The organism is Aquidulcibacter paucihalophilus, assembly GCF_002105465.1.
Classification (GTDB): Bacteria; Pseudomonadota; Alphaproteobacteria; order Caulobacterales; family Aquidulcibacteraceae; genus Aquidulcibacter; species Aquidulcibacter paucihalophilus.
On record NZ_NCSQ01000084.1, the window covers coordinates 58,443 to 71,614 of the forward strand.

The window sequence follows — 13,172 nt, forward strand, 5'->3', positions numbered from 1 at the left end:
TTGGGCAATCCTGCACCGAAAACGGACTAGACTTGCGCAAAATAGCGGTCCAGCACGCCTTCATAAATGGTGGCCAGGGTTTCAATGTCGCGTGTCTCCACCCGCTCATTGACTTGGTGCATGGTCGCGCCCACCAAGCCAAACTCGCACACGGGGCAATAATCCTTGATAAAGCGCGCGTCGGAGGTGCCACCCGTAGTCGATAATTCTGGCCTGCGCCCGGTCACGGCTTCACAGGCATCTTGGATGAGGTGGGTCAAAAGTCCTGGTGGGGTGAAAAAGGCTTCGCCAGAGACCATGATGGCAAGATCTATCTTGCCGTTAAATCCTTCTTCCGCACGCCGGGCCTCGGCCAGAAGCCACGTAGACAGGCTTTCACCGGTGTGGGCAGTATTGAAGCGGATGTTGAAACGGGCTGTCGCCTTTTCTGGAATGACATTGGTGGTTGGATTACCCACATCTATCGTCACAACTTCGAGATTGGAGGGTTGGAAGCCTTCGGCCCCCTCATCAAGCTTATGGCTTTGGATTTGGTGCAGAAAGCCGATTAAGGCCCGCACGGGATTGGCCGCCTTATGAGGATAGGCAACATGACCTTGAATACCCGTCACGCTGACGGTGCAATTGAGCGAGCCGCGGCGGCCATTTTTAATCATGTCACCCATGGCATCTGGATTGGTCGGCTCACCCACCACGCAGTGATCGAGGACTTCGCCTTCCGCCGCAATGGCTTGCAGTAATCTCTTGGTGCCATGCAGCGCGACGCCTTCTTCATCGCCAGTAATGAGGAAGGAGATCGAGCCCTTGGGCTTTGGGTTTTTCGCCAAATAGCGTGCCGTAGCCGCGACAAAGGCAGCGATCCCGCCCTTCATATCGGCGGCACCTCTACCGATCAGCAAACCATCTTGCAGGGCCGCCTCGAAGGGATCGACTGACCACTGTGCCAGATCCCCCGTCGGAACCACGTCTGTATGGCCCGCGAAGCAGAAATTGGGGGCCTCGGTGCCGAAGCGCGCATAGAGATTGTCAATATCTTCGAACCGATAGCGTTTGACGCGGAAGCCTAAGGCCTCCAGCGCCTGTTGCACCACGTCGAGCGCGCCAAGATCAGCGGGCGTGACTGAGGGCTTGCGGATGAGGTCACAGGCCAAATGAATGGGATCGAAATCAGATGTGGTCATAAGCCCAACCTAGGGCAGATTGATGGCTCTAGCCAGAGGCGGCCACCCGACGGATCGCAGCCATGGCTGCTGCATTGGCGATCAAGTCCGCGCCCTCGGTCCAAACAGGCTTGCCGGTTTGAATGGCGTCCACCACACCATCGAACTGATAGGCAAAAGTGGGGCGGCGAGGAAAGGTTTCGCGGGTTTCTTGGCCGTCAATGGTCAGTATCAATTCCGCGCCATATTGGGGGGCGAGAGGATTGTCGATATCCAGTCGGCCCCTGGTACCAACAAGTTCCAGCCGAGGCGGCTTGCGCCCGCCTTCAGGGTCCATATCGCAGATCACATCGGCCTCAAGGCCGGTTGGAAAGGAGAAATGCGCCGTTGTGCGCCGATCCACACCATCGGGTTCGAGGTCTTGGTGGGCGGCGGTTACAATGGGCTCTACCCCTGCCAAATGGCGCAACCAACTGACGGGATAACAGCCAAGGTCTGCCAATGCCCCGCCACCTTGGGAGGCTTGCCAACGAAACTCCCGCGCATTGCGGACGATGGGAACCGAAAATTCCGCTTCGCCTGAAACAAGCTCGCCCAATTGGCCAGATTGAACAATGTCCACCGCGCGACGAAACAAAGGATGCCACCGATAATGAAAGGCCTCGATCAAGCGCTTGCCGGCCTTATGGGCCGCAGCTACCAAGGTTCGCGCATCAGCCTCATTCACCGTGGCCGGCTTTTCGAGGAACACATGTTTGCCCGCTGCAAGGGCCTTGAGGCTCCACTCACAATGCCCCGCAGGTGGCAGAGCGATATAGACCACATCGACATCATCGCGCGCGATCACGTCCTCGTAGGTTCCAGCATGGGGGATCGCATGGGTCATGGCATATTCCAGCGCGCGCTCACGCGTCGAAGCCCCAATCGCCACCAGAATTGCATCTGGATTTTCAGCTAAGGGATCGATCAATGCGGGTTTGGCAATGCGTGCCGCGCCGAGAATAGAGAACCGAAGAGCCATCCACTTCCAATTCATCTTTACGGAGATAAAACTTAAAGGCCGCAGCCTTTATCCGAATCGATAAAAACGCAACGGCTCTACTGTGGTACCGTTCAGCAGCGGGTCAAGCCCTATCGATCACGAAAACGTGATAATTGTGACAAAGCCCAGATTATTTCTCAGATGGACGGTAAAATTGCACTAACCGCAGCGTTTAGAGCGCCATTCCGCGACTTGAGGCAAGCTTTCCCAGCCAAAAGCCGTTTCGCTTGGCCCCTTGGCGCGCAAGGTCTCAAGACGCGCCATACCTTCCTCATAAGTCGGAATATGGCCAATTGGCACCCACCAAAACGCCATATGGGCGGTCCCGAGTGAAGGAAACCATTCGGCCTTTTGATTATAGACTTTGACATGGGCCGTCTTCCATACAAAGTCTTCGAGTGCTTCAGCCGTCTTCCACACGCTCATATTGATTAGGAAACGCGGATCGTCGGAAGCGCGAATATCCATCGCATTGCCAGAGTCGGACTTGAGCCGCCACACAAAGCCCTCTGCCCGTTCGGCGATGGCATTTACCGCATCGATGCGGCTGGTGAAGCCCGCAAAGCGCGGATCATCCTGATCATAGCGCGATACGGAGACATTGATTTGGGCGAGATAATGATTTTCGGGCTGGGGAAACATGAAGCCTCCTAATCGCGCAATAATTCGTTGATTCCTGTTTTGGAGCGGGTCTGTGCATCGACGGTTTTGACGATCACAGCACAAGCCAAGCTGGGTCCACCCTTAGGGTCTGGTAAAGAGCCCGGCACCACTACCGCATAGGGCGGCACTTCGCCGCGATAGACAGCCCCTGTGGCCCGGTCGATGATTTTGGTCGATGCGCCCAAAAACACGCCCATCGAGATGACAGCGCCTTCGCGTACAATCACGCCCTCGGCCACTTCAGAACGGGCACCCACAAACACATTGTCTTCGATGATGACGGGGCCGGCTTGCAAAGGCTCCAACACCCCGCCAATACCTGTGCCGCCCGAAATATGGACATTAGCCCCGATCTGGGCACAGGAACCAACCGTTGCCCACGTGTCGATCATGGTGTTTTCACCCACATAGGCCCCGATATTCACAAAGCTTGGCATCAGAACCGCGCCCTTGGCGATAAAGCTGCCGCGGCGCACGACAGAACCCGGCACCATGCGGAAGCCTGCTTCGCGGAAATCAGCCTCTAACCAGCGCGCGGTCTTCAGAGGTACTTTATCAAAGGCGCGCCCAGCATGCTGGACCGGATGGGGATCATGCTCAGGGTCGATCAGATAATTGTCATTGAGGCGGAAGGACAAAAGTACCGCCTTCTTCAGCCATTGATGCGTTGTCCATTGACCGTCTGCGCCACGCGAAGCCACACGCGCCACGCCTTGATCCAACAGGGTCAAAGCCTGCCCCACGGCATCTCGTACAGATCCAGTCGTCTCAATGGAGATGGCGGTCCGGTCTTCCCACGCGGCATTGATGGTGGCTTCCAGATGGTTGAGATCAGTCATGGGCGTGGTCATTTTCAGCTAGCAGGTTTGGCCATAAGGCTTTCTGCTATGCCCGTGCTTGGCGCGTCACGCAATCGCTTGCGTCACTCGCGTGCGCGGGAATTAGAACAAACGTCCACCATTCGGCACGTTTTGATCAGGGGCAAATAGCACGACATGGCCATCCGCGTCTGGAAATCCCAAAGTCAGCACTTCTGAACGTATGGGTCCAATCTGACGCGGCGGGAAATTGACCACAGCTGCAACTTGACGCCCAACCAAGTCATGCAGACGATAATGCGTGGTGATTTGAGCCGAGGATTTTTTGACGCCCAAAGTTGGGCCAAAGTCGATCATCAAAATGTACGAAGGTTTACGCGCCGCCTCAAACACTTCGGCCGAGACAATGGTTCCAACCCGAATATCGACCTTCAAGAAGTCGTCAAAGGTGATGGGCTCTGCGGCGGGGGCCAGGGGATCGTGCAAATGGTGCATGGGAAAACCTAGATCGAACCCTTTTCTTCAACCACCAAAATCCGGGCTGCCCCGACAGGCCGCGCAATATGTTCATCGCCCACATTGGCGACAAAAACATCATTGGGACCAAGCCGTACGGTCTTTTCAACGCCATCGACCTTATAGGACATATCAACCGCACCATCGATGACCATAAAGACTTCGGCACCGGTATTGGTGTGCCAGATGTAAGGCTTGTCGGTCCAATGCAGCCGCACCGTCGCCCCGGCAATTTCGGCCAAATCCCGCGCCCCCCAAGCCCGCTCTGCGGTGAATTGGGTGATGTCTTGATGAATCTCAGCCATGCTGGGTTCCCGCTTCGACAACCGCTTCCAAGAAGGCGGTCAGATCATTGGTCATGTGATGGACATGATCGGGCGTCTCGTCGACAGGCCCGGCAGGTCGGCCATCGACAGGTTCATGACTCCAATCCTTCCATGACCAGACAAGGATGGTAGAAAACCCAAGTTCGTGTGCCGTCAACAAATTACGCGACAAATCTTCCACCATCACGGCTTTGGTTGGTTCAACCACATGGCGGTCAATCAAAACATCGAAAGCTTCCCGCTTGGGCTTGGGCACATAACCGGTTGCCTCAATGTCAAAAAGATCATGGAAAACATCCTCAAGGCCCAAGGCCTTCAAGGTGCGCTCGGCATGACCGCGCGAGCCATTGGTGAAGACCAGTTTCCGGCCGGGCAAAGCTTCAATTGCGGCGCGCAATTTCGGCGCCGGGACAACAGGGCTATAGTCCAGATCATGGACATAATCGAGGAAGGCGCTGGCAGGCATGTTATGCTCGCGCATCATGCCGTTCAGCGTGGTGCCATAGGTGGTATAATAATGCTTCTGCTTGGCTTTGGCCGCATCATAATCTAGGCCCAAATAGCGCCCAACAAATTCAGTCATGCGCTCGTCAATTTGGGCGAATAAATCACATTCGGCGGGATAAAGCGTGTTATCGAGATCAAAGACCCAATCTTCGGCCTGATAAAGTCGGGTCAACGGGCGTGTGGTCATGAGCGAATAAGGGTTCCTGAACCGGAGTCGGTGAAAAGTTCGTTGAGGATGGCGTGAGGCGTCCGGCCATCTAGGATGACGACCGCCTCCACACCGGATTCAATCGCCGCAATGGCGGTTTCTAATTTAGGGATCATCCCGCCATTCGCAACGCCCGACGCCATCAAAGCCCGTGCGTCCGCAATCGTCATCTCAGGGATCAGATTGCCATTGCCATCCTTCACCCCCTCAATATCGGTCAATAACAAGAAGCGCTTAGCATGTAGCGCCCCGGCTAAGGCCCCTGCAGCGGTATCGGCATTGATATTGAAGGTCGCACCAGCTGGGTCCACGCCAATAGGGGCAACCACGGGCACATAATCTTGCTCAGCCTTGATCAAGGTCATGACCAATTGCGCATCGACTTCTTTGGGGTCGCCAACAAAGCCCAGATCAACCACTTGCTCAATCAAGCTTTCGGGATCCTTGCGGGTGCGGACGACTTTTTCGACCGTAAACAGGCGCGCGTCCTTGCCCGACAGGCCCACGCCGCGCACATCGGCTTCCCGGCCTGCTTGGGTAATCAAATGCGCCAATTGCTTATTGACCGCACCCGACAGCACCATCTCGGCAATTTCCATCGTGGCTGTATCGGTGACGCGCAGGCCGTCGACAAACTCAGACTTTACGCCCGCCCGATTGAGCATCGCGCTAATCTGCGGTCCGCCGCCATGGACGACGACGGGATGAATGCCGACCAGCTTCAACAAGACCACATCGGCAGCAAAGCGTTGGGCGGTCGCCTCATCGCCCATCGCATGGCCACCATATTTGATCACCACCGTCTCGCGGTCATAGCGCTGGATAAAGGGCAGCGCCTCGGCCAAAGTTTTGGCGGTTGCAAAAGCGGTCTCAGCTTTGCTGGGGGCGGCGGTATCAGCAGTCATAGGCGATAGATTCCCAAAGGGCTCACAGGCAGGGTGATCGCTTTAGCGGGCTACGCCCTTCACGCCAAGCTGTTTGGGCGCTTTTAGAACGGCTCAAGGCCGCGCTATGCTGACTTTGAACCCGTCCAACCAGTACCCTAGCCTGGGCAGTGCCTACAGATGAGTTGTGCCAAGCGATTTGGCATCCATCATGGGTAATGGGGCTCCGGAGAGGCAGCCCAACCCGGTCGCGCATCCCCTCACCGAAACGTCTTCACCTCAAAGCGCCCCGTATGGGTGGCAATCCCGCGCTTCATGCCTTCGCTGACATAGGGCGTAGAGACATTGCCCATGGCATCGACCGCAATCAAGCCGCCATCGCCGCCTTGTGTTTCCATATCGGCCAAAGCCCCGGCGCAAGCCGACGCCAAGGTTTGCCCGCCATAGCGGACGCGGGCTGAGATGTCAGCGGCCACAGCGGCGCGGATGAAATATTCGCCTTGGCCCGTACAAGAAACGGCTACGCGCTCATCAGCCCAGGTCCCTGCCCCAATCAAAGGCGTATCGCCAACTCGGCCCGGCATTTTGTTGAGGAGCCCGCCGGTTGAGGTCGCCGCCGCCAATCGGCCAGCAATGTCGCGGGCCACAGCGCCAACGGTGCCATGGGCAAGCTCTCCGGGCTCCACCGGGCGGCGCACGGCAGGGGTGTAATAAGCGGCGGGGTCTTCAATCTCTTCCAACCCCATCTCGCGCGCGAAAGCCTTTGCCCCAGCGCCAACCAGCAGCACGTGCGGGGTTTCTTCCATCACGGCGCGTGCCACCATAATGGGCGAGCGAAAGCCGACTAAGGCCCCAACCGCGCCGGCCCGTCGCAGTGCGCCATCCATCACCGCGGCATCCAATTCATACTCACCCATGCCATTGGCCGAGGCCCCCTTGCCGGCAACATGGAAGCCTGAATCTTCGAGTTCCCGCACCATGGAAACCACGACATCGAGCGCAGACAAGCCTTCTTCCAGCATATCGGCCCCCCGCCTGAGGACTTCGGCCATATGGGCCTCTTCCCGATCATAGGTGCGACCACGGGCAGGCCCTGCCCCACCATGAAGTGCCAATGCCCAAGCCATGAAATGCTCCCGATACGCGGGGTGCCCAAAAGGACACCCAAGAAAAATGAGAAATGAGACATCCTGCTCTAGTGCGAAGCGTAGCACTTCGCTATGCCTTTCAAAACAGATTGCTCAGGAGACACATCATGAAGGCGCTTTTGTCCCATTCACCCGGCATGCCCGAGACCCTTAGCTTATCGGAATTGCCTGAGCCCGTCGCAGGCAAAGGCGATGTGATTCTCGATGTGAAAGCCGTTGGCATCAATTATCCCGACGTCTTGATCATTCAGGACAAGTATCAGTTTAAGCCAGAGCGTCCATTTGCGCCGGGGGGCGAAGTATCGGGCGTTGTCTCCGCTGTTGGCGAAGGCGTCACCCACCTCAAAGTCGGTGACCGCGTGATTGGGTCCACCGGTTGGGGCGGTTTGGCGGAAAAGATCGCTTTGCCTGCTGCGCGCTGCATCCCTATCCCCGACAGCATGCCGTTTGATGAGGCAGCGGCCTTCATCATGACCTATGGCACCAGCCATTATGGCTTGAAAGATCGCGGGCAGTTGAAGGCGGGCGAAACTTTGCTGGTGCTGGGCGCGGCTGGTGGGGTTGGTCTTGCAGCTGTTGAACTGGGTAAAGCCATGGGTGCCAAAGTCATTGCCGCCTGCTCAACCCAAGAAAAAGTCGACGTCTGCTTGGCCCATGGCGCAGATGAGGGCCTTGTCTACCCAACAGGCGAATTTGATGCCGAAGGCAAAAAGGCCTTGGCAGACTTGTTCAAAAAAGCCTGCGGCCCCAATGGCGCTGATGTGATCTATGATGGCGTGGGTGGTGCTTATGCCGAGGCCAGCTTGCGCGCCATTGGGTGGGAAGGCCGCTTCTTGGTTATTGGCTTCCCTGCGGGCATTCCAGCCATTCCCCTCAATCTGACGCTGTTGAAGTCCTGCCAGATTGTGGGCGTCTTTTGGGGCGCATTCACAGCGCGCAACCCAAAAGCCAATCAGGAAAACATCGCCGAACTAATGGCTTTATATGCAGCGGGAAAAATCAAACCCCATGTCTCTGCACATTTTCCATTGGAAAAGGGCGCTGAGGCGATCCGTCATCTGATGGACCGCAAGGCTACTGGAAAAGTTGTTGTGACATTATGACCGAAGCCAAGCCTCCCGGTGCTGTGATTGTGGCCGGGACCTTTCGGGCAAGGCGGGGTGTTACCTTGCCCGTCTTGGCAGCGATGGCAGCGATGTCGACAGCATCTCGAGCAGAAGAAGGCTGCGATCTCTATACTTATGCTGTGGATGCTTTTGACCCGATGACCATCCGGGTCTTTGAGATCTGGGCAGATATGGCCTCGTTCAAGCGTCACCGCGAGGCCAATCATACCAAGATTTGGCGCAGTAAATGGAATGATCTTGGCCTAGGTGACGCCAATCTGACTTCATTCGAAGTCGACAATAAAGCTGCGCTTTAGACGCGGCGACACTACTCAGGGAGCAAAACCATGGTTGGACGCGTGAAACACAAGGTTATTGTCGTAACTGGGGCTGCCAGTGGCATCGGCCTTGGGACGGTCGAACGCCTGATTGAAGAAGACGCTTTTGTTTTGGCCGCCGACATCCAAGATGAAAAAGGGGCCAATCTGGAAAGCCGCTTCAAGGACCGTCTGATTTATCGCCATTGCGACGTCACCGATGAAGCCCAAGTCAAAGCCATTCTGGATGATGCGGCAAGCCATTTCGGCGGGCTCGATGGCCTATTCAATAATGCAGGCTCTGCGGGTATTATGAGCCCGTTGGAAGAGGTCGAGTCCAAAGATTGGAAAGCAATTTTTGACGTGCTGGTGACTTCGGTTTTTTATGGCACCAAGCATGCGGTGCCGCATCTGGCCAAGCGCGGTGGTGGCTCGATCGTCAACACCGCCTCGATCGCAGGGCTTGAAGCTGGGTGGGGTCCAATTGCCTATTCCACGGCCAAAGCCGCCGTGATCCATTTCAGCAAAGTGGCTGCTGCCCAATTGTGTGCGAAACATATCCGGGTCAACGCAATTTGCCCGGGCCTGATTGCGACCTCCATCTTTGGCACGGCCTTAGGCTTACCACGCGAACAAGCCGATCAACTTGCCGCCCTCATCGCCCATCAGGGCGGGGCAGCCCAACCCATTGGTCGGGCAGGGCAGCCTAAGGATATTGCCGAAGCGGTCTTATTGCTCATGAGTGACGCCGGCAGCTTCATGACGGGCACGCATCTGGTCGTCGATGGCGGGATCACGGTGGGTCCACGCCATGCGTGGGACCCTGCCGCCCCCTCCCCCATGGCTTCCATTTTTGGCGATGCCGTGCCGTCACCCCAAAGCTAGATTCGGGCTTTCATGGATCCGTTCACAAGCCCTGCACAAAAGAAATTGCCGCTGTCGCCCAATAGCCTTGGTGCGCTGTGGATGTTGGGATCTGCGGCAGGTTTTTTGGTGATGGCGGTGCTGGCCAAGGGCTTGGGTTCAACCACCAGCGTTGCCATGCTGATCTTCTGGCGCTCGCTTGCGGGGGTCGTTGCGGTTCTACCCTTTGCTTTGATGGCGGGGCCGAAAGTGTGGAAGACATCAAGGCCCGGAAAGCTACTCTTGCGATCCAGCTATGGCACGATTGGCTTTTTTGCGGGCTTTTACGCGCTGGTGCATCTGCCTTTAGCCCAAAGCCAGGCTTTAAGCTTTTCGCGCACCCTGTTCATGACCATCTTAGCTGTCGTGATCTTGAAGGAAAAAGTCGCATGGCGGCGCTGGACAGCGGTCGGCATCGGCTTTGTCGGAATCTTGATGATGACCAAGCCTGATTTTTCGGCCCATGCAACCACAATTGATCCTGCAACGATGGCTGCTTTGGTCTCGGCACTGGCCTTTGCCTTTGCCCTTGTGACGGTCAAAGACCTGACCAAGGATCATTCGTCTTTGACCTTGGTGGTCTATGGCAATGTGTTCACGACTTTAGCGGGGCTGCCCTTCTTGATCCTCGATCCGGTTTTGCCAGATTTTGAGACCATGGGCCTTTTGATCGCCATGGGCTTTGCGGGCGTTGCCGCCCAGTCCTGTTATGTGCGCGCCTTATCCACCGGCGAGGCCTCTTTGATGGGCTTGATTGATTATATTCGCCTGCCCCTCGTGGCGGGCGCAGGCGTTATTTTCTTTCACGAAATCCCGGACACTTTAGCCATGGTGGGGGCCGCAATTGTGATCATCTCCACCATCTATATCACCTTGCGCGACGGCCAGACCAAGACGGCTAAGCCGCTTGGGCCCCCACCAGCCTAGCACCCCATTCGTTTAGGATGCCCAGCGTGATCAGCGCTTGGCCGCCATAATAAAGCGTCCAGACTGCAGGGCTGGTCAGGCTGTGCCAGGGCGAGCCTGGCTTAAGGGCAAACAGTTCGACGCCCAAAATCATGTCTGAGGTCGCAAAGGCCACCACACCAATCATGGCATAGGTCAGATAGGGGCTCTCCGGCAAAGCAAGCGCAGAAAAGCACATGCCCAGAATGATGACAAAATAGCAGCTCAACGGAGCCTTCATCGGCCCCAAATGCCGCCAGAGGATACCAAATAGCAGACCGGCGCTGGTTGCCAGCAGGGCAAGGGCTAGGGCGATCTGCCACGTCCCAACGCCATGTTGAAACGCGCCAAACTCAAAAAACAGCGGGATATAGCAGCCGTGCGCGATGGCAAAGGCGGCCACGCCCGCCATAAAGCGCTTCTCTCCCGGCCCAGCCAGCAATAAATCGCCGATCGCACTGGCCGCCAGGGCATAGAGGAGAAAACTTGGGCCTTGTGCTTGCCAGACGACGAGGGCAAGACCTGCCACTGCCGCGGTTTTCATGGCACTGCGCAACGGATTGGGTGCTTGTTTGTTGAAGATAAGGCCATAAAGGACCGCTGCCGCAGCCGATACCATCCATAGCCAAACCATGGGCTCAGCGAAATTAATCAGCATGCCTTAGCCCCCAACGCGTAAGGACAGGCCACCATCGACGCAAAGGCCTTGGCCTGTGATAAAGCCTGCATCGTCGCTGGCCAAAAAGAGGGCGACTTTGGCGATATCGTCTGGTTCGCCCAAGCGGCGCAGCACCGCCTTATTGGCCCAGGTGTCGGCAATCTCTGGCCGTTGGTCCCATAGGCCTTGGGTCATGCCGGTGCGGATGGCACCGGGCAACAACCAATTGGCGGTGACTTGATATTTGCCCAGCTCAATGGCCAACGCACGCGTAAAACCTTGCACGCCGGACTTTGAGGCGGAATAAGCCGCCAATCCCATCCCGCTGCCTTCGGCCATGACTGAGGCTGTATTGATGATTCGTCCCGCAGCACTGGCTTTCAGATCTGGGATCGCTGCACGTGTGAGGCGGAACATGGCCCGCAAGTTCACGTCAAGGGTTTGGTCCCAATCTTCATCACTGGTCCGTTCCACCAGACTATTGGTCGCGATGCCCGCATTATTGAACAGGATATCGACCCCGCCCAAATGGCTGCGCGCTGCCGCCAAGATTTGGTCTGGTGCATCCAAATCGGTAACCGACTGGCCGTGGGTTTTTATGCCCGACCCTGCAAAGGCTTGAACCAGTTTCTCACCGGGCAGATCAACCGCAAGCACCACGGCCCCTTCGCGCGCGAAGAGATGAGCGGTAGCCAGCCCAATGCCCGAAGCGGCCCCGGTGATAATGGCGCGACGGCCAGCCAAGCGTTTGGTCAAAAAATATCCCCTCTTTGCGTTTGCAAAGAAGGGATAGTGGATTAGGGCGCAGTGTCGATGGAAAAAAACTTGTGTGTCGGTTGAACTGCAGTCCGCAGACCCTGGAGGGGGGCTGGGGGGGCTGTTGGGAAACCAGAACCTGCGAGATGTTCTGCTGTCCAACCGACACTGTCCTTATCGACCCCGCTTGTGGCGCGATCTGGGTGCAAATGCGGCGGAATGGGGGCATTGCATTAATTATTTGTCATTTAACATCACCAAAGCATGAAGATGGTTTCTACTTGGTGTTTTACTTCGCTTCAAATGCGCCTAGATAAAGGCCATGAAATTCGCAAAAATGAACGGCCTCGGCAATGAAATCGCTGTCCTAGACGCGCGAGAGCGTCCTGTGACGCTCAATGCCAGCGCGGTCGAAGCCTTGGCATCGGCTGGAAAAGGCATTGGCTTTGACCAATTGATGCTGCTGCTGCCGCCAAAAAACCCTATGGCCGATGTCTATACCGAAATCTGGAATGCCGATGGGTCGAAAGTGGCCGCTTGTGGCAATGGCTCGCGCTGTGTGGCTTGGTATGTGATGCGCGAGATGAACCGCGAGAATGTGGTCATTGAAACCGAAGCAGGCCTTTTGGGGGCGGTCAGTGTCGGGCAAAACCGGATCAGTGTAGATATGGGCGAGCCGATTTTGGATTGGGAGTTGATCCCCATGGCAGAGCGGATGGATACCATCCGGATTGAACTGCAAGTCGGCCCGATTGATGACCCGATCCTGCATGGGCCTGGTGTGGTCAGCATGGGTAATCCCCATTGCGTCTTCTTTGTTCAAGATGCCGAACTCGCCCCCGTGGAAGCAGTCGGGCCCATGATTGAATATCACCCCCTTTTCCCTGAGCGCACCAATGTCGGCTTTGCAGAAATTGTCGCCCGCGATCATATCCGTTTGCGGGTTTGGGAGCGGGGTGCGGGCTTAACGAAAGCCTGTGGCACGGGGGCCTGTGCGGCTTTGGTCGCAGCCGTTCGCCGCCGCCTATGTGACCGGGTCGCTAAGGTCCAGGTCGACGGCGGCATGCTGGAGATCGAATGGCGAGAAAGCGATAATCACGTCATTATGACCGGTGCCGTCGCCCTCGAAACCGAAGGCACAATACGGGGAAACTAGGCAGATCGCAGCCTGATAGCTTGACGTGTTCGCCGTCAGACCCCAAGCACCCCGCGCAA

The 13,172-nt window shown here is 56.7% G+C and carries 16 protein-coding genes; 5 read left to right on the forward strand and 11 right to left on the reverse strand.

What is annotated here, in order from left to right:
- Window positions 1–26: 26 nt before the first annotated feature.
- From dapE to B7364_RS07680, 9 genes are all read right to left on the reverse strand, one after another.
- Window positions 27–1,181 (reverse strand): succinyl-diaminopimelate desuccinylase, encoded by a 1,155-nt coding sequence (gene dapE, locus B7364_RS07640; protein ID WP_085339426.1) that lies wholly within the window; start codon window positions 1,179–1,181, stop codon window positions 27–29.
- 28 nt (window positions 1,182–1,209) lie between these two features.
- Window positions 1,210–2,181, reverse strand: a complete 972-nt coding sequence (locus B7364_RS07645; RefSeq protein WP_157893569.1) for a Gfo/Idh/MocA family protein — start codon at window positions 2,179–2,181, stop codon at window positions 1,210–1,212.
- A gap of 180 nt (window positions 2,182–2,361) precedes the next feature.
- Complete coding sequence (locus tag B7364_RS07650) at window positions 2,362–2,844, reverse strand: DUF3291 domain-containing protein (RefSeq protein WP_085339428.1); 483 nt, start codon at window positions 2,842–2,844, stop codon at window positions 2,362–2,364.
- 8 nt (window positions 2,845–2,852) lie between these two features.
- On the reverse strand, window positions 2,853–3,704 hold the full coding sequence (gene dapD / locus B7364_RS07655) for a 2,3,4,5-tetrahydropyridine-2,6-dicarboxylate N-succinyltransferase (protein WP_085339471.1): 852 nt from the start codon (window positions 3,702–3,704) through the stop codon (window positions 2,853–2,855).
- A gap of 102 nt (window positions 3,705–3,806) precedes the next feature.
- Window positions 3,807–4,178 carry a tRNA-binding protein gene (locus B7364_RS07660; RefSeq protein WP_085339429.1) on the reverse strand — a complete coding sequence of 124 codons (372 nt, stop codon included), beginning with the start codon at window positions 4,176–4,178 and terminating at the stop codon, window positions 3,807–3,809.
- Window positions 4,179–4,186: 8 nt separating this feature from the next.
- A complete protein-coding gene (locus B7364_RS07665) occupies window positions 4,187–4,504 on the reverse strand; it encodes a cupin domain-containing protein (RefSeq protein WP_085339430.1) in 318 nt (105 codons plus the stop codon).
- Window positions 4,497–5,219, reverse strand: a complete 723-nt coding sequence (locus B7364_RS07670; protein ID WP_085339431.1) for a pyrimidine 5'-nucleotidase — start codon at window positions 5,217–5,219, stop codon at window positions 4,497–4,499. Before B7364_RS07670 ends, B7364_RS07665 begins: the two co-directional genes overlap by 8 nt.
- Entirely contained in the window at window positions 5,216–6,145 is a 930-nt protein-coding gene (argB, locus tag B7364_RS07675) for an acetylglutamate kinase (RefSeq protein WP_085339432.1), read from the reverse strand. Before argB ends, B7364_RS07670 begins: the two co-directional genes overlap by 4 nt.
- Before the next feature lie 239 nt (window positions 6,146–6,384).
- Entirely contained in the window at window positions 6,385–7,251 is an 867-nt protein-coding gene (locus B7364_RS07680) for an isoaspartyl peptidase/L-asparaginase family protein (protein WP_085339433.1), read from the reverse strand.
- A gap of 128 nt (window positions 7,252–7,379) precedes the next feature.
- Here B7364_RS07680 and B7364_RS07685 point away from each other — a divergent pair, with 128 nt between their 5' ends.
- From B7364_RS07685 to B7364_RS07700, 4 genes are read left to right on the forward strand one after another with little or no spacing between them, the layout of a single operon-like run.
- Window positions 7,380–8,375, forward strand: a complete 996-nt coding sequence (locus B7364_RS07685; protein ID WP_085339434.1) for an NADPH:quinone oxidoreductase family protein — start codon at window positions 7,380–7,382, stop codon at window positions 8,373–8,375.
- Complete coding sequence (locus B7364_RS07690; protein ID WP_085339435.1) at window positions 8,372–8,695, forward strand: putative quinol monooxygenase; 324 nt, start codon at window positions 8,372–8,374, stop codon at window positions 8,693–8,695. The genes B7364_RS07685 and B7364_RS07690 overlap by 4 nt, the downstream gene beginning before the upstream one ends.
- Window positions 8,696–8,725: 30 nt before the next feature.
- Window positions 8,726–9,580, forward strand: coding sequence for an SDR family NAD(P)-dependent oxidoreductase (locus tag B7364_RS07695; RefSeq protein ID WP_085339436.1), 855 nt, complete (start codon window positions 8,726–8,728; stop codon window positions 9,578–9,580).
- A gap of 12 nt (window positions 9,581–9,592) precedes the next feature.
- The gene (locus B7364_RS07700; RefSeq protein ID WP_085339437.1) at window positions 9,593–10,525 is read left to right on the forward strand and encodes a DMT family transporter; all 933 of its coding nucleotides are present in this window, start codon (window positions 9,593–9,595) and stop codon (window positions 10,523–10,525) included.
- Here the strand turns inward: B7364_RS07700 and B7364_RS07705 are convergent.
- On the reverse strand, window positions 10,497–11,201 hold the full coding sequence (locus B7364_RS07705; RefSeq protein WP_085339438.1) for a lysoplasmalogenase: 705 nt from the start codon (window positions 11,199–11,201) through the stop codon (window positions 10,497–10,499). The genes B7364_RS07700 and B7364_RS07705 overlap by 29 nt on opposite strands.
- Before the next feature lie 3 nt (window positions 11,202–11,204).
- Window positions 11,205–11,957, reverse strand: a complete 753-nt coding sequence (locus tag B7364_RS07710; RefSeq protein WP_106407583.1) for an SDR family NAD(P)-dependent oxidoreductase — start codon at window positions 11,955–11,957, stop codon at window positions 11,205–11,207.
- A gap of 322 nt (window positions 11,958–12,279) precedes the next feature.
- On the opposite strand from B7364_RS07710, the gene dapF reads away from it, so the two are divergent.
- Complete coding sequence (gene dapF, locus B7364_RS07715) at window positions 12,280–13,113, forward strand: diaminopimelate epimerase (RefSeq protein ID WP_085339440.1); 834 nt, start codon at window positions 12,280–12,282, stop codon at window positions 13,111–13,113.
- Window positions 13,114–13,172: the final 59 nt, after the last annotated feature.